Source organism: Streptomyces sp. NPDC057963 (assembly GCF_042887155.1).
Lineage (GTDB): Bacteria > Actinomycetota > Actinomycetes > Streptomycetales > Streptomycetaceae > Streptomyces.
This window is the reverse complement of the sequence record NZ_JBHVPX010000023.1, coordinates 1-19,861: the sequence shown is the minus strand read 5'-3', so window position 1 is coordinate 19,861 and position 19,861 is coordinate 1. Positions and strand designations below refer to the sequence as shown.

Sequence of the window (19,861 nt, the reverse complement as noted above, 5' to 3'; positions counted from 1 at the left end):
AACCCTCAACTGGCGCTACAAAGGCTGTTCTCACACGACCTGCAACACCCCAGCTCACAAAGCCCCCGACACCGCTACCACCCACCCCTCAGCAACACCTGCGGTTGTGTCACACGGATTCCTCTCGGGCGTGGCGCCCCGCCGTCCCGGGGAATCCGTGTCGATGCGCCGCGATGGAAACGACCAGTGCGGGGATCAGGATGGTGAGTGCTGCCCAGGGCAGAGCATGGGATCCTGCGGTGCTGAGGAGGATTCCGCCGACGATGCCGCCGCCCGCGATAGCGAGGTTCCAGGCAGTGACGAATAGGGACTGCACCACGTCTACAGCTGTTCCCGCCGCCTCCGCAGCTGCGGTCTGGAGGAGCGTTGCGACACCGCCGGACGCGAGTCCCCAGATCGCCGCACTCACGAATACGAGCATGGGAAGTGCCGCGAACAGTGCGAGCGCCAGCGTGGCGACAGCGAACAAGACGCAACTCGCGACGACCAGTGGGCGCAGGTGGCGATCGATCAACGCCCCGGTGATCCAGATGCTGAGCAATGAGATCGCTCCGAAGGTCAGGAGCAGAGCATCGACGCGATCTCCGAGGCCGATCGGCCCGAGGAAGGGCGCGATGTAGTTGTACATGACGCTGTGAGCTAGCACGTACGCCGTCGTCGTGGCCAGGATCGGGAGCACACCGGGCAGCCGGAGCGTAGCCAGCAGCTGCTGCCGTTCACCACGCGCTTGGCCTGCGAACTCAGGGATCGCCAGTCGGATCCAGACGGCGAGGACGGCGGTGAGAACGCTGATGAGGCCGAACGAGATTCGCCAGTCCAGCACTTGCGCGAGGAACGTACCCGCTGGAACACCCAGCGCGAGGGCGACCGGCGTACCCGCGGAGGCGATCGCCAGTGCGCGACCGCGCCGATGCGGTGCGACCATACGCCTCGTGTATCCGGCGAGCAACGCCCATATGAGCGCAGAGACCATCCCGGCGAGAAACCGCGATCCCAGGGTGAGTACGAAGGTGCTCGACAGCGCCGTCACCGTGTTCGAGATGATGAACCCCGCGATGCCGGCCAACAGCAATCGACGTCGCGGCCAGCCCGCAGTCGCCTTCATGAGCGGGAACGCTGCGATCACCGAGCCGATCGCATACGCGGTGACGTTCTGCCCTGCCGCCGAGATGGTTACATCCAGGTCCCGAGCCATGGCGGGAAGCACCCCGGCGGGCAGTGTCTCGGTGAGCAAGGTGATGAATCCGGCCATGGCGAGCGCCAGGAGCCCGGAGAGCGGGAATCGCTCTGACGAGCTCGCCTCGGCCCTGCTGGAACGGCGTTGAGTGCGGGTCTGAGTATCCATAGACTCAACCCTGAAGGCTCACACCTATGTGAGGGTCAAATCGGGCACGCCACACGAGAGGGGACCGATGAAGATCGGAGAGATCGCCCGGCGCACGGACACCCCGATTCGCCTTCTGAGGTATTACGAGGAGCAGGGCCTGATCGAGCCGGACCGCATGCGGAACGGCTACCGCGAGTACGACGAGCACCTCGTCGACCGGGTGCACCAGATTCGCGGCCTGCTCGATGTCGGTCTCCCCACACGCGTGATCCGACACATTTTGCCGTGCCTGAACGAGCCCCAGACGATCCACATGCCCTACGTCACGCCCGACATGGTCGAAACGCTTGAGCACGAACGCGATCGGATGGCCGAGAAGATCCGCTATCTCACCCGTAATCACGACGCCATCAGCGCGTATCTCGACGCGGCCGAGCGGCGCGTCCCAGAGGAATGACTGTGACCGCGCGAGGTTGGAGTGCTGACCGGAGGCCGACCTCATCGGCTGGCTGTTTGAGGACGGCGAGCGGCTCGTCCTGTTCCGCTCCGGCCCCTCGCAGTCCGTGCGCTGCGCCGAAATGCGCGATGGGTGCCAGTGCTGTCACTGAGCGCGGGCGCAGAGACGCAGAGGGCACCGCGGCAGCCACATTGCGGCTCATGGCACTGACAGTTCCCGACTGCCCGAGCACGCAGGCTTGGCGTCAGGCTTTCGCGGGCGTCCTTCAGCCACCAGCCACGAGTGCTGCGGCAGAGACGTAATCGAGGGCCGTGTACTGGCCATCAGATGCGGCCTGTCGACCGCTAGTGCCGCATCAAGCAACGTTTGCCCTGTCGACCACCTCGCGTAGGCGTTCGTCGGCGGCATGCTTGTTCCGCCAGATGATGTAGCGGCGGATCATGCTGCCCTGTTCTTTGTGGCTGGCGTGGTCCGTCCCGTCGAGTGCGAAGTAGCGCAGGGCGGTGAACTGGGCTTCGATGCGGTTCAGCCAGGAGCTGTTGGTCGGTATGTAGGCGAACTCGACGTTGTTGGCCTCAGCCCAGTCGCCGACTCGGGTGTCCTTCTTCGTGGTCAGGTGTGGGGAGAAGTTGTCGAGCACGATCGCGATGCGGATCTTCGGTGGGTAGAGGCTGCGCAGGTAGCGGCAGAACTCCAGGAACCTCGTCCGGTTCTTCTTCGGCTTGATGTGGCCGTAGAGCTTGTCCTTGCCCAGGTCCAAGGCGGCGAACAGGTGCCTGACCCCGTGCGGGCGGGTGTAGGTCGCCCGTCGGCGGGGCCTGGGCTCGCGGTCGGGGTCCTTGTGCCGTTCGCCGCGCTCGGCCCACTGCCGCCCGGGGTGGGGCTGGAGGTTGAGCGGGCCGAACTCGTCGAGACATAAGACGACTTCGGGTTCGCCGTCCTCGGGTATGACCTCGCCGTCGGCGATCGCGTAGAGGTGCTCGACGCGGGCCTTCTTGGCGGCATAGTCCGGGTCGCGGGAGGTCCTCCAGGTCTGGAGATCAGCCGCAGGAAGGATGGAGATCCGCAGATCCACCACCGCCACACGGGGTGACGCGGGCCACCCCGAGCTCCGCCGCGTCCCAGTCGGTGGGCAGCAGCCGAAGATCAGGCCGCCCACCTCCTCCCCCCTTGATCCACGTCTGATCCACGCCGCCTCACGGTGAACGCCCCTCGAGTGCAAAGCCGAGACGTCACAGCAGCACGGCCGAGCCGTCCTTGCGTGCCCCGCCGAGTCATCGCCGACGCGGTCAGTGAGCGAGGCGGATCGGGCCCGAGTGCTTCCAGCACACCCCTCCCGCGGCATTCTTTGGTCACTTGACCTATATTTCGTCTTTGACGCCGACGGACCTGTGCTCCTGGTCGGCGGATACGGCACGGCCGGCGCGGAGCTCGCACGGATGGCGGCCCCGTCGTGGCCACTGGTACTGACGGGACGGACCGTGCGGCGCGGACAGCCGCTGGCGGACGAGACAGGCGCGGAACTGCGCACCTGGGATCTTGCGGACCCGGCACCGTTCCTGGCGGGGATCAGCGCAGTCGTCACCGTGGTCAACGATCCGGACGACCGGGTGCTGCGCGCCGCGGTCACCGGCGGCGTGCCGTTCGTGGACATCACACGCTGGACCACGCGGCTGCAGCGGGCGGCCACCGTCGCGGCACTGACGGGCCCGACCGCACCGGTACTGCTGTCCTCCGCGTGGATGGGCGGTGTGACCAGCCTCGTCGCTGCCTGTCTCGGCGACCGGCTGGGCGGCGTGGACACGGCCGACGTGGCCATTCGCTGGGACCTCGCCGACCGGGCGGGCGCGGACTCGGTGGAGTTCATGGACTGCCTCGGACTGGACTACGAGGTGATGCGGGACGGGCAGCGGCACACGGTCCTGCCGCTGAGCGACGCCCGCCGCGTCCGTTTCGGGGAAACACTCACCCGGGTCGCGAGGATCGACACCCCCGAGCAGTTCACTCTCCCCCTCACCCTCTCCGCACAGACCGCAACCACTCGGATCGGCTTCAGCTCGCCCTCATCCACGACGGCCCTGCTGGCCGCCAAGCAGCTCGGGTTCTTCCGCTGGGGCCGCGGCGAGCGCTTCACCGGTGCACGCCGCGGATTGCTGTACGCCCCCGGCGAAGGAGGCACGGCCCAGCTCCGCGTCGACGTCACCCGCGGGGGCAACACCCTCTCCGCGACCGTGACCGATCCGGCTGGCCAGGCCCATCTGACCGCTCTGGGCGCCCTGATGGGGCTGCGCCGGGTATGCGGCGAAGACGGCGCCCCCGCACCGAGCGGCGTGGTCTTCCCCGTGGCGCCAGCCACGGAACTGGCGGCCGACGCCGGCCTTGAGGTGGGGGACGGCATCCGCGTCGATGCCTTCCTCACCACCTCGGACCCGGATGTCTCCGCCCTCGGTGACTGCGCCGACTTCCCCAGCGTCCATGCCGGTGCGGCGATCCGGCTCGAATCGGTCCAGAACGCGGTCGACCAGGCGCGCTGCGTCGCCGCCCGCCTCACCGGCACCCCCGCGCCCTACGAGGCCCTCCCCTGGTTCTGGACCGAGCAGTTCTCGGCGAAGCTCCAGATCGCCGGCCTCGGCCGGGACCACGACCGCACCACGGTACTCGGCGACCCGGCGACCGGCGCGTTCTCCGTCCTGCAGTTCAAGAACGACCGACTCGCGTGCGTGGAGTCCGTGAACGCACCGGGGGACCACATCGCCGCCCGTCGCGTCCTCGCATCCGGCAACACACCCGGCCCCGATGAGGCGGCGGAGGACGGATTCTCGCTGCGCGACTGGGCCGCACACACCACCTGACAGTGCTCGCCGACCGCGGTCGTCTGTTTCCGTCCGAGCGCCCGTCCGGTGAATCCTCTCTTCGTTCCCGAACGCACTGTCCCGTCGTGCGCTCGCGGTGTTTGCCGACGCAATAGGGCTCCGAGACAGGCGGCACAGAAATGAAACCCTGATCACCCTGTTGCGATCGAGGGCCGCGGACGTGCCGACGCTCACCGTCAATCGTGACGTCGCGTGACTCTGCACGACCGGGAATCTCAGCCAGACCCGCGAAGAAGCTTCACGGCCGCCGCGGGCTTTCCATCCCGGACACGGCGTCTACCCGGTCGGAACGAACCCCCACGGCCGCACCCCGACCTTCCTGATCGTGACCGGTGTGAGCAGGTGTGCTCCTCCCTCCCGCCCCGGCACGAGAGGACCACCCGACCGCAAGAACACCCGGCCCGCCCCATGCCACGACGTGCACGCAATCTGCATGCCAGACGACACGGCAACGACCCTGCCTGCGACGGGTGTTCACGCCCCTCTTCCGTCCCTGCCCACTCGGGGATGCGGGGGAGCTTGGACGCCCTCTCGGAACTGCGGCCTGAAGAACCCGGCGAACCTGTGCAGTCACAGCACTATCCGGCCCGCTTGGAGCAGATCTGGTCATGGGTGGGCAGCTTGCCGGTGGCCAGGTACCGGTTGACCTTGTTGTCGACGCAGCGATTCTCGTAGACGCCGTAGATCGCGTGCCGGTTGGCGCCCTTGAGGGTGACCAGCTTGGAGCTCGGCAGCAGGCCGTGCAGGGCAACGGCACCCTTGTGCGGGGTGCGCGGGTCGCCGGTGGCGGACACGATCAGCATTTTGGCGTCGTGCTTCACCTCGGTGGGCTCCTCGCGGGGCAGGTCCCAGAAGGCGCACGGGTTGATGTTGTTGGCCAGCGCGCCGAAGCGCGGGTACGCGGTCCGGCTGCGCTCGATGTCCCGCCAGTAGACCTCGGGGTCGCGCGGGGCCGCCCTGTCCCCGCACATGATCGCGGACTGCACACTGCCGTGGTTCCGCTGTTCGCCGGTCATCGTGAACCGCAGGATCGCGGCGAACTGCGGCGACAGCCGGGTCGGCTGCCCGGCCGCGGCCTTGTTCAGCACGGACACCTGCTCAGCGAGGGATGCCCGGGACGTGTCGGTGTCGCTGTCGGACCCAGAGAGCAGGACCAACGGGATGTGGGTGTCGTCGAGTTGGAAGCTCTCCGGGGCGGTGCCGACGGTCAGCGGGTTGCGCGCGGATGCCTCGATGACGCGGTCGATGGTGGCGAGGACCTGGGCGCGGGTGCGGCCGAGGCCGTAGGTGTCGTTGCGGACGGCAGCCCACATGGCCCAGTCGGCCAGCACCTGCTCGTTCTCACCGGCGGCCTCCTTGAGCAACCGGGGGCCGAACTCGCGTGGGTCGAGGGCGCCGTCCAGGACCACGCGATCGGTGCGACCGGGGAACATTTGGGTGTAGACGGTGCCCAGGTAGGTGCCGTACGAGTAGCCGAAGTAGGAGATCTTCTTCTCCCCGAGCGCGCCGCGGATGACGTCCATGTCGCGAGCCGTGTTGCGGGTGCTGACGTGCGGCAGCACGGAGGCGTTGGTGGCCCTGCACTTGTCGGCCAGATCCTTCTGGAGGGCGACCTGGCGCTCAAAGCTCGCCCGGCTGAGACCGGCCGAGAAGAGATTGGTGCCGACGGACCAGCCACAGTCCAGCGGGGTGCTGCGGCCGACGAAGCGCGGGTCGAAGCCGACGATGTCGTAACGCGGGCCGGTCTCCTTCATCCGCGCGTGGAATTCCGGCGGGGACTCCAGGGCGGTGCCACCGGGACCGCCGTTGTTGAGCAGGATCGAGCCGATGCGGTGACGGGTGTCGGTAGCCTTGAGCCGGGATATCGCGACCGTGATCGTACGGCCTCGGGGGTCGGCGTAGTCGAGCGGCACGGTGACGTCCACGCACTGCACGCCAGCCTTGTCCAGATCACGGCCCATGGTGTCGCCCGGACCCTTGGCACAGCTGCCCCAGCCCAGGCGCTGATCGTAATAACGGTCGAGCCCGGCTCCGTACTTCGGCGCGGTGGGGGCCGCCGTTGCCGTGGCGGTGGGGGCTGTTCCGAGGCATGCGGCAAGGGCGAGGCCCACGGCCGAGGTGCGGCGCATGGCGGGACTGGGGATGATCACGAAGTCTCCTTGAGATGCTGAGTGTTGGGGTCGGGGATGTCTACGCATGCGCCGCTTTCCCCGTGGGTACGGCAACCGCCGCGCCGGCCGACGCGAGGCCAACACTATTGAGGACCGGTCCGGTTGACACTTGCCAATTGGAGGATCTCTTCGGCCTGTTCCGCATAAGTCTCACACCGTCTAAATCACACGTTCCCTTCCCGTTGGACTTTCAGAGCAGGAGTTGGTCGAGGACGGCTGAGGCGAGTGCCGCGTCGAGTGCTCCGACGCCGGTGAGGTCGGCAACCGTGATCGCGGTGTCGGGACGGTCGACGGGTGCTTTGAGCAGCAGGCCGGCCGCGATGTCGCCGTCCGGGGCGGTGGCACCGGCGCGGACGGCGTGGCCGAAGTCGCCGTGGTCGAGGCACTGGGCGTGGTCGTCGGTAGCGATGAGCTCAGCGCGGTGGAACAGCGCCGACGGGAGCTCGTTCTTGTGCGGCATGTCCGTACCGATGCCGGTCACGTGTGCTCCCTCGCGTACCTGGGCGGCATCCAGGACGGGAACTGTCGCCGGAGTCGTGGTGATGACCACGTCGGCGGTGACCGCCTGTTGTGCCGAAGCCGGCCGGGCAGGCAGGCCGCGCGCTTTGAGGTCGTTGCACAGGACGGCGGCTTTGTGCGGGTTGCGGCCATGGACGAGCACCGCGCCGACCGGGCGGAGTTTGGCCAGCCAGGTCGCCTGGAGGCGGGCCTGTTCGCCGGTGCCGAAGACGGCCAGGGTGACGGCGCCGGGCCGGGCCATGGCATGGGTGATGAGCGCGCCCGCGGCGGCGGTACGCCAGGCGGTCAGCAGACCGCGGTCGTCCAGGAGCGCGCGTATCTGTCCGGTGCGGGCGCTGACGACGCAGACCAGTCCGTGGTTGGTCGGAAGGCCGAGGGCAGGGTTGCGGTAGAAGCCGGTGGCGATCTTGACGGTGAAGTCGGTGGCGCCGGTGATCCAGCCGGCTTTGACGTGGCAGTCCCCGTCGGTTTCGGGAAAGTCCATGTGCAGCGGCGGCGGCACGCTGGTGCGGCCCTCGGCATGCGCGACCAGCGCGTCGCGGACGGTGTCGAGGACCAGTTGTAAGGTGGCGGTCTTCTTGATGGCGGCCGTGTCGAAGACGGGAAGGGTCATCGGCGCGCTCGCATCCACTCGGCGAAGGCGGCCAGGCCCTCTTCCGGGTTGCGGCGGCCGATGCCGATGCGGAACCGGTCGGCGGGGGTGGCGGTGAGTTCGGAGCGGTAGATGCTCGCGGGCAGCAGCAGGACACCGGCTTCCTCCACCAGGCGGGTACAGAACTCCGCTACCCCGTCGGCGCCGAGGTAGCGGGGGTAGGCGACGCATCCGCCGTCCGGCGCCTGCCACTCGAAGTCGTCCGCGAACTCGGCGAAGAACGCCTCGAAGGCCGGCAGGTTGGCCGCGATCAGGGCCCAGTTGCGGGCCAGGATCGTCTCGCGGGCCTTCAGCGCGATGCGAGCCAGGACCTCGCTGGGCGCGGAGTTACAGATGGTGGTGTAGTGCTTGGCCCTCTCCAGGCGCGAGCGCAGGGTGCGGTCGCGGCAGGTGATCCAGCCGATGCGCAGCCCGGGCAGCCCCAACGACTTCGAGGTCACGTTCAATGACAGTGCGCGCTCGGACAGGTCTGCGGCCTGCGGCAGGGTGCGGGCGGGGTCGCGTTCGAGTCCGCGGTAGACCTCGTCGCTGAACAGGTGGATGCCGCGCTCGTCGCACAGGCCAGCGAGGGCGGTGAAGTCTGCGGTGTCGATGACCTTGCCGGTGGGGTTGTTGGGGAAGTTCACCGACACGACCCGGGTGTTGGGCCGGATGGCCGCCGCCACCATGTCGAGGTCCAGGGCCCAGTCCCGGTCCGGATCGAGGGCCACGCCGGTGACCTCGCACAGCGCCAGAGGCACGGTCTCGGCGGCCTGGTAGTTCGGGGTCACCACCACCGCGTGGTCGCCCGCGTCGAGCAGCACGTTCATCGCCAGGTAGAGGGCTTCCTCTGCACCCGCGAAGCAGATGACGTCGTCCGCGTCGGCGTGCTCGTAGCCCTGGGCGATCACCTCGCGCAGGGCCGGGTCGCCGAAGGTCTCGGTGTATCCCAGGGACAGGTTCTCGAAGGCCTCGCGATCCTTGTCCTCGGCCAGGGCGAGCAGTTCGCCGAGTGTCATGGTCTGGACGTCGGAGGCGGTCAGGTGGTGGCGGGCGGTGAATTCCCAGCGGGAGAAGTACGTTTCCAGGCGGAAGTCGGGCAGCCGTGTCATGGTTGTCGGTCCTTTGCGCTGGGTGCTCTGAGTTCGGCCAGCAGGCCGTAGACGGTGGACCGGGACACCCGCAGCGCCCCGGCGACGGCAGGGGTGGCGCGGCGCACCGCGAACACCCGGGCCTCGTCGAGGCGGCCGAGGACGACCAGGCGGTCCTGGCGGGTCATGCGTTCGACGGGGCGGCCCGTTTCCCGGATGTAGGTGCCGATCACGTGCTGGACGCGCTCGGACCAGTCCTGCTCCCTGCTGTTCTTGTCGTTCGTCGTATTGATCACGGGAACAACCTCCTGTCGCGATCGTGCGCGCCAAGCCATCGGGCGACAACATCTGTTGCTATTTCTGGGACGCGGGAGGTGGAATGGGGGTGTGGACGAGCAATCACCGATCGCCGCCACGCTGGCCCAGGTCGGCACCCGCCTCAGGAGCGTCCGCACCCAACGCGGCGTGACCTTGTCGGCGCTGGCCGAGGCCACCGGCATCTCCAAGAGCACACTGTCAAGGCTGGAGTCGGGGCAGCGCCGCCCGAGCCTGGAGTTGCTGCTGCCCATCGCACAAGCCCACCAGGTACCCCTGGATGAACTCGTCGCGGCGCCGGAATGTTCAGCGACGGCAAGCTGTGCCTGTCGCACCGCATCGGCTCCACCATCTCCCACCGTTTCCCCCTCACGAGGTCGAAGCACGGCAGTACGCCATCGATCAACGCGGAGACACTGCGGAACTGGATCCGGGCGGCCGGATCCGGCCAGCCGCGGGGCCGCCGTTCGACCGCCCCGTCTTCAGCCCCGGTAGTGCCGTCGGCGCTGGAAGCCGAAGTCGCCGCCCTGCGACGGGAAAACGCCGAGCTGAAGAAAGAACGCGAGATCCTGCGCAAGGCGGCCCGCTATCTCACGGCGGAGACGGGCTGGTGAACCGCCGCCAGTTCGTTGAGGACCACCAACGCCGATACGACGTGGAGCGGTTGTGCCATGCGCCGCCGGCACCGCACCACCGCCCCCGACCCCGCCGCCGCGAACGTCCAGGATCGGCCGCGACTTCACCGCCACCGACGTCAATACCAAGTACGCCGACGACATCACCCATCTACCGCTGAGCAGCGGGACGTACCGCTACCTGGCGACCCTGATCGACCTCGCCTCGCGGCGCCTGCGCCGCTCTCCTCGTCCAGCGAGAGATCTCGAACTGTGCTGGTGTATCCGCGGCCCGGCGGATGGACCGGTTGGCCGGGCGTACACGCAGGGCCAGGAAGCGTGAGCGCATCTCGGCCCGTGAGCTGCGCTTGGCGGTCTTGCTGCCCTGGTTCCGTGTGTACGAACGTGGCGCGTTGACGCGGATGGCGGTCATGAATCATCTTTCGTTCGGGCGTGATGCCCTTGTGCGCCATCCGCACGAACCCCGATTCACCTTTGGATCCGAGGTTCGTGCCAGCAGTGGTTCAGGGCGCGTGAGCTGGCCGGTGTGTCTGTTCACTTACCGCCGTAGAAGGGGTGCCGGATGGTCTCGCGATGCTTGACGAGGTCCTTGGCCGCGGCATCATCGCGGCCAAGGACCGCCTCACGCACCGCGGCGGCTGTTGCGACCCGTGCGTTCTGGCACACCAGGGTTTCGTCAGAAGCCGCTGCATCGACCCACAGCGACACGAGCACAATCGATTCCTGGTCGGCCTCGATCAGACCCTCGGCGACGATGTCGAGCACGCCGCGCGAAATGCCCACCGACGATGCTCCGAAGATCAGATTCTCGTGCTCCGGACCGGCGGGTGCGGACTTGTTGAGGATGACGGTCGGGGGATTCAGAGTCTGATAGGACTGCTGATCCGGGCCGATGCTCGCGAGCACAGGGGTGAATCCGGGTGACGGTGCTGTAAACGCGGTTGCGATGGCTGCCGCGGTGGCCGAGCCCCGTCGGGCGAGCAGAACGTTGACGTGAACTCCATCGGGGGATTGACCTCCCCAACCTTGTGCGAACCTGCCGTCGATATCGCGTGCGGACATGTGTCCTCCTCAGTTGTTGATGGTCGTGGGTAGGTCGGGGGTGCCGGCTTCGACGCGTCGAACCTTCTGGTCGGTGCCTTCTGCACTGCCGCACTCGCTCAGTTCCTTACCAGCGGTCTCCGGTGCGAGGAGAACCGATGTCACTCCGCCGATGAGACACACTGCCGCGAGCCCGAAGAGCACGACTTCGAGGCCGAATCGGTCGAGGATGACGGGCAACAGAAAGGTCCCGGTGGCGGCTCCGACACGAGACATCGAGGCGGCGAAACCCATGCCGCTCGTGCGCACCGAGGTCGGGAAGACCTCAAGCGGGTAGACGCCGCAAAGGATGCTCATGATGCCGTAGAAGAAGAGGTATCCGAAGAACGCGGCGACGGTGAGCGCCACGCCCAGTCCCAGAGTCTTGTTCAGCGCAACCAGAGCCAGGAAGCCGGCCGTGGCGAACATCGGGAAGATCAGGATAGGACGCCGTCCTATCCGGTCGACCAGGTACCACCCGACGCCGGCTCCGGCGAGCGCAACGCAGGTTCCGATCAACGCACCGACAACAGGGCTGGTCAGGCCAAGTGTCGCGAGGACCTCTGACTGGAAGAAGACGAGCGCGAAGTACGGGATGACGATCGCGATCCAGAACGTACAGCAGAACACAGTGCGCGCGATGTAGGGGCGGCTGAACAGCGTTGCCCATCGCGTCTGTTGGGTGACTTCCTGGTCGTAGTCAAGGCCCTGCTGGTCTGCGGGAAGCTGCGCGATGATGGCTCGTGCTTCGTCGACGCGTCCCTTCGACAACAGCCAGCGAGGCGACTCCGGCAGTTTGTGACGCAGCAGCAGGATGATCAGAGCGGGGATCGCGGGGCTGGCGAGAACGAGATGCCATGCGTCGGGATAGGCAAAGAGGACGAGTGATCCGATGAGGAATGAGAAGACGTAGCCGACATTCCAGAGGATCTCAAGCAGCCCGAGGTAGCCGCCTCGCGTACGGGCGGGAGTGAATTCGCCCAGGAGAGGAGATCCGATCGCGTAGTCTCCGCCGATCGCCATGCCCAGGATTGCCCCCAGGGCGACGATCTGCCAGACGTCGGTGACGAGGAGCATCAGCAACGAGCAGACAAGGAAGGCCGAGATGTCGACGAGGAACATCGGTTTGCGGCCGAACTTGTCGGTCAGGTAGCCGATCACCGGCGCGCCGATCGTCGTGCCGAAGAGGGTCGACGACGAGATTACTCCCAGGTCGACCGGTGTGAGTGCGAGATCTTCGGTGAAGGCGCCTGCAGCTATCACTGCGGCGAGGGCCGCGAAGACGTAGCCGTCGAGGAACATTCCGCCGCCCGTGGCGGCGGTGAGGCGCCGGAGGAACGGGTTGGATTGTGAACCGCGTCGCGGCGCGGTTCTTATGGCGACTTGTGTGCTCACCGACGTACTCCTTCGTTGGCGCTTCTCGTCGGCGACATGTCCAACGAGTAGTACTTGGTTTCGAGGTATTCCTCGATGCCGCTGGAGCCGCCTTCACGCCCGATGCCGGAGGCCTTGATTCCCCCGAAGGGAGCGGCGACTTCGGAGACGAGGCCACGGTTGATGCCGACCATGCCGGCCTCCAGACGTTCGGCGAGTGCAAAGGCTCTGGTCACATCGCGCGTGAACAGGAACGCGGCCAACCCATAGGGGGTGTCGTTGGCCAGCGCGATGGCCTGGTCGTTGCTGTCGACTACCGTGATCGGCGCGACTGGGCCGAAGATTTCCTCGTGCAGGATGCGTGCGTCCGCCGGAACGTCGGCGAGGACGGTCGGTGCGTAGAAGTAGCCGGGTGCGCTCGGAGCGGTTCCGCCGCACAGTGCACGGGCGCCCCGGTCGACCGCATCGGCCACGAGTTCTTGGACTCGGGCGCGTTGCCGGGCGTCGATGAGTGGTCCGACGTCGGGTTCGCCGCTTTCGACGATTGTTCGCAGCGACGCGGTGCGTTCGGCGAGAGCTGCGGTGAATCGGTCGGCGATACTGCGGTGGACGATGAAGCGGTTCGCGGCGACGCAGGACTGTCCGCCATTGCGGAACTTCGCGAGCATCGCGCCGTCGACCGCAGCATCGATGTCTGCGTCGGCGAGTACGAGAAACGGTCCGTTGCCGCCGAGCTCCATCGACGACCTCATGACGTTGTCGGCTGCCTGGCGCAGCAACGTCGTTCCGACTGGGGTCGAGCCGGTGAAGCTGACCTTGCGCAACCGCTGATCGTTCATCAAGGCGGCTGACTGGGCTGCGGCGTTGCTGGTGGGGACGAAGTTCACGACGCCGTCGGGAACTCCTGCTTCACGTAGGACATCGACGAGCAGCGCGGCCGTCAGGGGAGTCTGCTCGGCCGGCTTGAGAATGATGGTGCACCCGGCGGCCAGTGCGGCGCCGACTTTGCGGGTGCCCATGGCGAGGGGAAAGTTCCACGGCGTGATCAGCAGGCTCGGTCCGACGGGAACCCGGGTCGTAACAATCCGGACGTCACCGGACGGGGCACTTCCGTACTCCCCTCGGGGATGCGCAGCCTGTTCGGCGTACCACCGGAGGAATTCCGCGCCGTAGGTGACCTCTCCACGTGCTTCGGGCAGGGGCTTGCCGGTTTCGGCGGTGATGACCGAGGCGACATCGTCGGCCCGGGCGTTGATCACATCGAACGCGCGCTGGAGGATCGAGGCCCGGTGACGAGGGGTGGTTGCCGCCCAGGCAGCCTGAGCGGCGTCGGCCGCATCAAGCGCGAGCATTGCGTCCGCGACTTCAGCATCGGCAACTGACGCGACACGTTGCTCCGTGCGGGGGTCGACGACGTCGAAAGTCTCGGCGGACGAGGATGCGCGCCAAACGCCGCCGATGAACAGGTCAGTGGGGACATGCACACCGATGACGTCGGCGGGCAGCAGAGTTGCGATTTCCACTATACCTCCAGGGGTATATTCAGGAACGGCCTTCGCCGAATCGATAGAAATGGGAACGGCTTTCGCCGGGTTGATCGAGGGAGTCGTCAGCTGCCGATGCGAGTCGACAGCTCGTGGGTGAAGGAGACGACGTGTCGTGCGATCTCGGCCTGGCGTCGCTCGGAAAGCTTTGGAACCGGCAAACAGGCGGTGATCGCGGCGATTGCCGTGCCGGACTGTCGGAGGACGGGAGCGGCGACGCAGGTCAGGCTTCGAGCAGATTCTTCGGATTCGGATGCCCAACCCCGTTGGCGGACGACCCCCAGCTGGTCAGTCAGCGTTCGACGATCGGTGATCGTCGATTTGGTCAGGGCTGTCATCGGCCCCGACAGGGCCTCCCCGGTCACGGAGGCGGGGCTGAATGCCAGCAGCGCCTTTCCTGCTGCGGATGCGTATGCAGGCAGCCTGCGTCCTACGCGTGTGGCGAGTCGGACAGAATGCGTGCTGTCGACGAACGCCACGAACGTCACGTCGGGCGGTGTGAGAACCGCCAGTTGCACGGTTTCGCCGAGCTCTTCCTGTATGCGGCCGGCGAGCGAGTAGAAGAGCCCGATCATGTCGGTGTGATCGGGCACTCCCGTGTTCGCATACCGTGTCAGAGCGGGTCCGAGTGCGTAGCCGTCGTTGTTCCGGTCGGTGACACGGAGGAAGGACAACGTGTTGAGCAGTCGATACGCCGTGGTCTTCGGGAGACCCGTGCGGGACACGATGTCCGACAACCGGAGTCGCTCTCGGGACTCCGTGAGAACGTCGATGATGGAAAATGCCTGCAGCAGCGAAGGCGCCATCCCGGCCGTCGAGTTATCTGTGGTGAGCGCCTTTGCCAGGGAGTCCGGAGAAAGCCCCGCCTGCAGTCTTGTCATCTGTTTGCTCCTCGTTGCTGGGCCGTCGCGCGCCGTCACCGACTACTTGACCGAGACGCCCGCAAGGTCGGAGTCGAACACGATCACGCCGCGCTTGAGGAGGCCAGCATGCATGTCCTCGAACGCTGCATTGACCTGATCGAGCGTGTAGGTCTTGGTGATCATTCGGTCGAGAGGCAACCGGCCGGCCATGTACTGCCGAAGAATCAGCGGAATGTCGATGCTCGGCCGCGAGGATCCGTACAGGCTGCCGGTGACAATCTTCTCGTCCCGGACCAGTTCGGGGCCGGGAAGCGACGGTCGGGATCCGGGCCCGGGAATACCGACGCAAACGATCGTCCCGCCCGCGACGGTGGCAGCGAAAGCCTGCTCGAGGATGTTCGGCCCCCCGGCTGCGTCGATGGCGTAGTCGACACCGAAGCCGTCGGTGAGGTCGCGTATGTGCGAGACGAGGTCGTCGGACGGCTGCAGGCCGTGGGTTGCACCGAAGGTCTTCGCCTCGTCGAGCTTCTCGGCAACCGGATCGATGACGATGATCTGTTCGGCACCGCTGATCTGTGCTGCCATGACGGCGCTCAGCCCGACACCGCCGGCGCCGAAGATGGCGATTGAGGACCCCGGACGTACCTGCGCTCGATTGACGACAGCGCCGTATCCGGTCAGGATGCCGCATCCTACGAGGCTGGCGACGGCGAGCGGAACGTCGCGATCGATCGGAATCGCACTCGACGCCGGGACGACGGTGTGCGTGGCAAACGTCGACAGGAAGGAATAGTGGCTGACCGACTGGTCGCCGTGATGCAGGCGCATGGTGCCGTCGAGCAGAGTGCCGGCGAACATCGCGGGCGCGGCCGCGGTGCACAACACCGGGCGCCCACTCTGGCAGTGGCGGCACGTTCCGCAATTCGGCATCCAGGACAGGGCTACGTGGTCGCCGACCGACACATGGGTCACCCCCGGGCCAACGGCTTCGATGACCCCGGCGCCCTCGTGGCCCAGCACGCACGGCGACGGAGAGGGGATTCGCCCGGAATGGGTGTGTGCATCGGACGCGCACACGCCCGTGGCAGCGAGCCGCACGAGAACCTCGCCATCCTTGGGGGCGTCGAGTTCCAATGAGGTCGTCTCCAGTGGCTCGTTTGTCCGAGACATGAGCGCTGCGGTGATCTGCACGGTCTTAGTCCTTCGATTGATGGAGAGGCCGCGAATCCGGTTCCACTGAGTGAACGGGGTCATACGGTGGAACGATTGCGCCACGGCTCACATCCGGTGTCAATCCATATGAGGAATTCGTTCCATATGAGAAACGGCGGGCTGCGTGAGCGCAGCTCACAGCGGTGTCGGCCGCACATGCTCGGCCCCTTCGAGGAGCCACAACGATTTACTTCCGCTCTTCGGCTTCGGCGGCGTTGACGTCGGGCAGCGCGACTGGGAGCCGCTCGACGGGCTGGCGGGATCACGGAAACGTCGACGAGCAGTGCGCTGCGGGCATGAGAACGAAGGGCAGCGGTCGGAAGCGGCGGTCGGAGGCCAGGTGAGTCTTGGTGGTCACCCCTCCACGGGAACGCCCCAGGATGGTCCCTCGAACTTGGTGAGTGCTTTCGCGGTTCACTGGACGTGCGCGTGGCCTTCGGTAGATCCTTTGCTCCGTCACAGAGGCAGAAGATCAGCGCGAAGGCCGTGGTCGTGAGTTTGGTGGATCAGGGTGTCCTTGCGGGATGCGTTCGCGGACACGTCACACTTCCGGTCGGCCGAGCATGTTCTTGCCAGTACCGGTCCTGCCGCGGCCCCAGTAGTGGTCGGTGGTGGTGTCCCCAACGATCTCTTCGTCGGCGGTGGACAACAGGATGTCGCGGATGTCCGCGTGCGCTCGGAACTTGGTCGCCACGGCACGACGCATCACGTCGTCCTTGACCCGGTCCCACTCCCGCCGTAACGGTTTGGACGGGTCACGGCCCAACTCGGCGGCACGCAAGGGCGTGCGGGCCCGACGGATGAGATCAGCATGTCGGGTGCCGATGGACTTCTGGGCCTGGAAGTAGTGCTCTGAGAGGGAGGTTCGTGAGTCTTTGAGTGTTTCTGTCGCCGCCTGATGGTGTGGGTGCGGGCGGAATCCGCTGGTCCGCGTTCTGCTTGAGGTCGAGGCCAAGCGACGCATCCTGGCCCGTCACGTCCTCAGTCCGGCCGGGGGCGCCCCGGAGCTACCGCGAGTTCGAGGAAGCCTTGCCGTACGCGGCCCTGCCGCTCAGTGCACCCGGAAGACCGGTCCGCGCGGGGTGAACGGCAGCCCCGTGCCCTCCGGAATCAGGTAGGCGTGCTCGCGGCGGACCCGCAGCACGTCGCACCAGCCGTCGGTGATCACCAGGACGGGGGCCGTCGGCGGGAAGTCGTCGGCCCGCCTCGTTTCGGGGTGCTCGTGCTGGTCGTGGGCGGCAGTCTGTGTTGTAGATCGTCCGGCGGGTTGGTTTTGCCGATGAGTTCACCGTCCTCGAACGGTCTACCCAGCGACACGACCTTTCTCGACAGGAGTGCCATGTCCACTATCCAGCCAGTGATCATTACTGCCGACCAGGACGTTCTGCTCGGCTTCTATACGAAATTGTTCGGCGCTGAGGAGATCTTCCGGGTACCGGCGGAAGGCCCGGCCTTCTACCTCGGCTTGCGCATCGGCGACACCGACCTCGGGCTGGTGGCCAAGGCGAACCCGGGGACCGGGGCGGCGTCGCGGATCCTGCTCAGCATCGGTGTCGACGACGTCGACGAGACGCTCGGCCGGGTGGAGGCGCTGGGCGGCTCGGTCCGCGGCGGCCCCAACGACATGCCGTGGGGACAGCGCGTCGCCCACATCCAGGACCCCGACGGCAACCCGGTGAACCTCACTCAGCCGATTCCGGCCCGGTGACGCTGTTCCGGGGCATGTGCTGATCGTGGGCTACCTGCGGTAGAGATCAATTGTCGGTGGTGGCCTCGATGTTCGTCAGGACGAGCAGCGCGCGAAACAGGTGGGTGGCGCGGGCGGGGTCGGTGCGGAGCTTGGTGAGGATCCGCCAGTTCTTCAGATGGGCGAAGCCGTGCTCGACGGGGGCGCGTCCGGCGGCAAGGACTCGGTTGGCTTCCTTCTCGGCGGGGGTGAGCTTGCGGGCGCGGGTGGCTTTGAAGCCGGTGACTGCGTGGACAGCGGCAGGCGGCACTGGTAGACCAGGGACACGGTGTCCCCAGCATGGTCTTTGGTTTTCGTCACACAATCCCAACGGCCGCCGGGGGCATCGCAGTTACGCTCCTGGCCGCTCCGCCTGCCCGGTCACGAGCGGGCGGTGAACTTCCCGTCGGGCCGTTTGTGCAGCCAGCCGCGGTCGGCCAGCTTCCCGCGCAGCGGTTCCAGCTTGCCCCGCACCCCGGTATCGAGCCCCAGAACCTCGCCGATCTGCCGGGTGGCGCCCGGACCGGCGGCCTGTCGCACGGCCGCCAGGATGCGCTGGTACTCCGCCGGCAGCACACCGTCCTCCACGCCGGGCGCGCGGTCTGGGACCAGCCGCACCGCCCGCCCCGCCACCTGGACGATCGGCGACCCGGTCTCCGCGCGCTCGTCAGCGATCTGCTCGGTCATCCGCTGCAGTACCCGCTCGGCCACAGCAAGTTCGGCCCGCTCGGCCCGCACCTCCGCCAACTGCTTGGCCAGTTGCTCTTCGAGTCCGTCCAGCTCCGCGCGTCGCGCGGTGATCCGCTCCAGCACCTCGGGGTCCGTCATGCGCCGGATCGTAGGAGCGGCACCGGCGACCGCGGGCGGGAATCCGCAAAACCGCCCTGCCAGACGATCTACCCCGCAGACTGCCGCCCACGACCAGCACGAGCACCCCGAGACGGAGTCACACCAGACCCCTGACCAGCTACTTCAAGATGGCGGGGCTTCCCTGATGCACCCCGACCTCAATCGAGGAAACATGCTCATAGGGAATTCCCAGTCGGTGCTGGTGGACTGGGCACTGCCGGGCCAAGGAGCCGCATGGATCAACCTTGCCTTCTTTGCCTTCTTCCTCATGAACGAAGGATGGCAGCCGGCACAGGCAGAGCGCTGGGTGAACAGGTTCCGAGCATGGAGGGAAGCGGATCCATGCGCGATCCGCACCTTCATCACGGCCCTGACACGGCGTCGGAGCGAGCAAGCCAGCTCAGCTCCCCCACTCCGGCGGATGGAACGACTCCGGCAAGAAAGCCTCGCATTGGAATGGCTCCAGCACTGCGGATGACCCGAGACGTCGGGCGCAAGCACCCTGCGCATGGGCACTCCTTGCCGATACGGCAAGGTCGTTGGGTGTGTCGGCTCGCCACGGGCGGGCGGAGTCCTGGGCGGGTGAGTGCTCCTCGGTGTCGGCCCGTGTTCCGGTTAGCCGGAAACCCTCGGCTGGCCGCGGCATTCCCGAACGCGGTCCTGGTGCACACCCCGGTCCACACCTCATGGTTGAACCAAGTGGAGATCTACTTTTCCGTGGTGCAGCGCGAGGTCGTCTCGCCCAACGACTTCACCAACCTGACCCAGGTCAGGGACCGGATCTGAGACTTCGAAGACCGTTACAACGCCACGGCACAGCCGTTCCAGTGGAGGTTCACCACCTCCGACTTGGACGATCTGCTGGTCAGATTCGACCGGCACACCACCGATCGCCAAAAAGAATCCTCCGCCGCCCAGCCGACCTGATCAACCCCTGAAGGACTTCCGGAGCCGACCACTTACTGATCGTTTCAGAATGAATCTCGTTGTGGGGCTTGGAAGTTGGCGGTTGTGTTGGCAAGATTTGTTGGGTGTCTGCTGATCTTGTGCCCGATGACCTGTGGGAGCGTGTGGCCCTGCTGCTGCCTGCTCGTCCGCGTCGGCGGCATCGGTATCCCGGGCGGTTGCCGGCGGATGACCGGGCTGCGTTGCGGGGCATCGTTTACGTGCTGTGCAAGAGCGTGAGCTGGCGGG

General features: G+C 66.8%; 20 protein-coding genes and 3 pseudogenes. 9 read left to right on the top strand and 14 right to left on the bottom strand.

The window, feature by feature from the left end; all coding sequences use genetic code 11:
- Window positions 1-109: 109 nt before the first annotated feature.
- Window positions 110-1,345 (bottom strand): MFS transporter, encoded by a 1,236-nt coding sequence (locus ACFVT1_RS33905; RefSeq protein WP_389802610.1) that lies wholly within the window; start codon window positions 1,343-1,345, stop codon window positions 110-112.
- A gap of 67 nt (window positions 1,346-1,412) precedes the next feature.
- Here ACFVT1_RS33905 and ACFVT1_RS33900 point away from each other — a divergent pair, with 67 nt between their 5' ends.
- The gene (locus tag ACFVT1_RS33900; protein WP_327276813.1) at window positions 1,413-1,784 is read left to right on the top strand and encodes a MerR family transcriptional regulator; all 372 of its coding nucleotides are present in this window, start codon (window positions 1,413-1,415) and stop codon (window positions 1,782-1,784) included.
- Between the two features lie 355 nt (window positions 1,785-2,139).
- On the opposite strand, the pseudogene ACFVT1_RS33895 reads toward ACFVT1_RS33900, so the two are convergent.
- A pseudogene (locus ACFVT1_RS33895) lies at window positions 2,140-2,823 on the bottom strand (transposase); the annotation flags it as partial.
- Window positions 2,824-3,175: 352 nt separating this feature from the next.
- Here ACFVT1_RS33895 and ACFVT1_RS33890 point away from each other — a divergent pair.
- Window positions 3,176-4,300: pseudogene (locus tag ACFVT1_RS33890) on the top strand (FAD-dependent oxidoreductase); the annotation flags it as partial.
- A complete protein-coding gene (locus tag ACFVT1_RS33885) occupies window positions 4,274-4,636 on the top strand; it encodes an oxidoreductase C-terminal domain-containing protein (RefSeq protein ID WP_389802776.1) in 363 nt (120 codons plus the stop codon). The pseudogene ACFVT1_RS33890 and the gene ACFVT1_RS33885, both read left to right, overlap by 27 nt.
- Window positions 4,637-5,235: 599 nt before the next feature.
- Here the strand turns inward: ACFVT1_RS33885 and ACFVT1_RS33880 are convergent.
- The 4 genes from ACFVT1_RS33880 to ACFVT1_RS33865 form a co-directional block, all read right to left on the bottom strand.
- Entirely contained in the window at window positions 5,236-6,786 is a 1,551-nt protein-coding gene (locus ACFVT1_RS33880) for an alpha/beta hydrolase (protein WP_389802773.1), read from the bottom strand.
- A gap of 232 nt (window positions 6,787-7,018) precedes the next feature.
- The gene (locus tag ACFVT1_RS33875; protein WP_389802607.1) at window positions 7,019-7,960 is read right to left on the bottom strand and encodes an ornithine cyclodeaminase family protein; all 942 of its coding nucleotides are present in this window, start codon (window positions 7,958-7,960) and stop codon (window positions 7,019-7,021) included.
- Entirely contained in the window at window positions 7,957-9,090 is a 1,134-nt protein-coding gene (locus ACFVT1_RS33870) for an aminotransferase class I/II-fold pyridoxal phosphate-dependent enzyme (protein WP_389802605.1), read from the bottom strand. The genes ACFVT1_RS33875 and ACFVT1_RS33870 overlap by 4 nt, the downstream gene beginning before the upstream one ends.
- On the bottom strand, window positions 9,087-9,365 hold the full coding sequence (locus ACFVT1_RS33865; protein ID WP_389802603.1) for a helix-turn-helix domain-containing protein: 279 nt from the start codon (window positions 9,363-9,365) through the stop codon (window positions 9,087-9,089). Before ACFVT1_RS33865 ends, ACFVT1_RS33870 begins: the two co-directional genes overlap by 4 nt.
- A gap of 91 nt (window positions 9,366-9,456) precedes the next feature.
- Here ACFVT1_RS33865 and ACFVT1_RS33860 point away from each other — a divergent pair.
- From ACFVT1_RS33860 to ACFVT1_RS33850, 3 genes and pseudogenes are all read left to right on the top strand, one after another.
- Window positions 9,457-9,687 (top strand): annotated as a pseudogene (locus ACFVT1_RS33860) (helix-turn-helix domain-containing protein); the annotation flags it as partial.
- The gene (locus ACFVT1_RS33855; RefSeq protein WP_389802793.1) at window positions 9,687-9,998 is read left to right on the top strand and encodes a transposase; all 312 of its coding nucleotides are present in this window, start codon (window positions 9,687-9,689) and stop codon (window positions 9,996-9,998) included. The pseudogene ACFVT1_RS33860 and the gene ACFVT1_RS33855, both read left to right, overlap by 1 nt.
- A 52-nt stretch (window positions 9,999-10,050) precedes the next feature.
- Entirely contained in the window at window positions 10,051-10,341 is a 291-nt protein-coding gene (locus tag ACFVT1_RS33850) for a hypothetical protein (protein ID WP_389802600.1), read from the top strand.
- Between the two features lie 212 nt (window positions 10,342-10,553).
- Here ACFVT1_RS33850 and ACFVT1_RS33845 read toward each other — a convergent pair whose 3' ends face one another.
- The 6 genes from ACFVT1_RS33845 to ACFVT1_RS33820 form a co-directional block, all read right to left on the bottom strand.
- Complete coding sequence (locus ACFVT1_RS33845) at window positions 10,554-11,081, bottom strand: formaldehyde-activating enzyme (protein WP_389802598.1); 528 nt, start codon at window positions 11,079-11,081, stop codon at window positions 10,554-10,556.
- Window positions 11,082-11,090: 9 nt separating this feature from the next.
- Window positions 11,091-12,494, bottom strand: coding sequence for an MFS transporter (locus ACFVT1_RS33840; RefSeq protein ID WP_389802595.1), 1,404 nt, complete (start codon window positions 12,492-12,494; stop codon window positions 11,091-11,093).
- A complete protein-coding gene (locus tag ACFVT1_RS33835; protein ID WP_389802592.1) occupies window positions 12,491-13,996 on the bottom strand; it encodes an NAD-dependent succinate-semialdehyde dehydrogenase in 1,506 nt (501 codons plus the stop codon). Before ACFVT1_RS33835 ends, ACFVT1_RS33840 begins: the two co-directional genes overlap by 4 nt.
- 86 nt (window positions 13,997-14,082) lie before the next feature.
- Entirely contained in the window at window positions 14,083-14,898 is an 816-nt protein-coding gene (locus ACFVT1_RS33830) for an IclR family transcriptional regulator (protein WP_389802589.1), read from the bottom strand.
- Between the two features lie 42 nt (window positions 14,899-14,940).
- Window positions 14,941-16,071, bottom strand: coding sequence for a zinc-binding dehydrogenase (locus tag ACFVT1_RS33825; RefSeq protein ID WP_389802586.1), 1,131 nt, complete (start codon window positions 16,069-16,071; stop codon window positions 14,941-14,943).
- Window positions 16,072-16,633: 562 nt separating this feature from the next.
- Window positions 16,634-17,056 carry an NADAR family protein gene (locus ACFVT1_RS33820; RefSeq protein ID WP_389802583.1) on the bottom strand — a complete coding sequence of 141 codons (423 nt, stop codon included), beginning with the start codon at window positions 17,054-17,056 and terminating at the stop codon, window positions 16,634-16,636.
- 375 nt (window positions 17,057-17,431) lie between these two features.
- Between ACFVT1_RS33820 and ACFVT1_RS33815 the strand changes: the two genes are divergently transcribed.
- The gene (locus tag ACFVT1_RS33815; protein WP_389802580.1) at window positions 17,432-17,800 is read left to right on the top strand and encodes a VOC family protein; all 369 of its coding nucleotides are present in this window, start codon (window positions 17,432-17,434) and stop codon (window positions 17,798-17,800) included.
- Window positions 17,801-17,846: 46 nt separating this feature from the next.
- On the opposite strand, the gene ACFVT1_RS33810 is transcribed toward ACFVT1_RS33815, so the two are convergent.
- Together ACFVT1_RS33810 and ACFVT1_RS33805 are read right to left on the bottom strand one after the other, a co-directional pair.
- Window positions 17,847-18,089 carry a transposase family protein gene (locus ACFVT1_RS33810; RefSeq protein WP_389802577.1) on the bottom strand — a complete coding sequence of 81 codons (243 nt, stop codon included), beginning with the start codon at window positions 18,087-18,089 and terminating at the stop codon, window positions 17,847-17,849.
- A gap of 110 nt (window positions 18,090-18,199) precedes the next feature.
- Window positions 18,200-18,646, bottom strand: a complete 447-nt coding sequence (locus ACFVT1_RS33805; RefSeq protein ID WP_389802575.1) for a hypothetical protein — start codon at window positions 18,644-18,646, stop codon at window positions 18,200-18,202.
- Here ACFVT1_RS33805 and ACFVT1_RS33800 point away from each other — a divergent pair.
- Both ACFVT1_RS33800 and ACFVT1_RS33795 read left to right on the top strand, forming a co-directional pair.
- Window positions 18,645-19,145, top strand: a complete 501-nt coding sequence (locus ACFVT1_RS33800) for a phosphotransferase (protein WP_389802572.1) — start codon at window positions 18,645-18,647, stop codon at window positions 19,143-19,145. The two genes, ACFVT1_RS33805 and ACFVT1_RS33800, sit on opposite strands and share 2 nt — an antisense overlap.
- A gap of 553 nt (window positions 19,146-19,698) precedes the next feature.
- On the top strand, window positions 19,699-19,861 hold a 163-nt coding region (locus ACFVT1_RS33795), incomplete at its 3' end, for a transposase (protein WP_389802771.1).

Bases quoted from the DNA above. Each gene is read 5' to 3' on its own strand.
- ACFVT1_RS33905 (WP_389802610.1), bottom strand. From the start codon at position 1,345: ATGGATACTCAGACCCGCACTCAACGCCGTTCCAGCAGGGCCGAGGCG.
- ACFVT1_RS33900 (WP_327276813.1), top strand. From the start codon at position 1,413: ATGAAGATCGGAGAGATCGCCCGGCGCACGGACACCCCGATTCGCCTT.
- ACFVT1_RS33880 (WP_389802773.1), bottom strand. From the start codon at position 6,786: ATGCGCCGCACCTCGGCCGTGGGCCTCGCCCTTGCCGCATGCCTCGGA.
- ACFVT1_RS33875 (WP_389802607.1), bottom strand. From the start codon at position 7,960: ATGACCCTTCCCGTCTTCGACACGGCCGCCATCAAGAAGACCGCCACC.
- ACFVT1_RS33870 (WP_389802605.1), bottom strand. From the start codon at position 9,090: ATGACACGGCTGCCCGACTTCCGCCTGGAAACGTACTTCTCCCGCTGG.
- ACFVT1_RS33855 (WP_389802793.1), top strand. From the start codon at position 9,687: ATGTTCAGCGACGGCAAGCTGTGCCTGTCGCACCGCATCGGCTCCACC.
- ACFVT1_RS33845 (WP_389802598.1), bottom strand. From the start codon at position 11,081: ATGTCCGCACGCGATATCGACGGCAGGTTCGCACAAGGTTGGGGAGGT.
- ACFVT1_RS33830 (WP_389802589.1), bottom strand. From the start codon at position 14,898: ATGACAAGACTGCAGGCGGGGCTTTCTCCGGACTCCCTGGCAAAGGCG.
- ACFVT1_RS33820 (WP_389802583.1), bottom strand. From the start codon at position 17,056: ATGCGTCGCTTGGCCTCGACCTCAAGCAGAACGCGGACCAGCGGATTC.
- ACFVT1_RS33815 (WP_389802580.1), top strand. From the start codon at position 17,432: ATGTCCACTATCCAGCCAGTGATCATTACTGCCGACCAGGACGTTCTG.
- ACFVT1_RS33800 (WP_389802572.1), top strand. From the start codon at position 18,645: ATGCGCCGGATCGTAGGAGCGGCACCGGCGACCGCGGGCGGGAATCCG.
- ACFVT1_RS33805 (WP_389802575.1), bottom strand. From the start codon at position 18,646: ATGACGGACCCCGAGGTGCTGGAGCGGATCACCGCGCGACGCGCGGAG.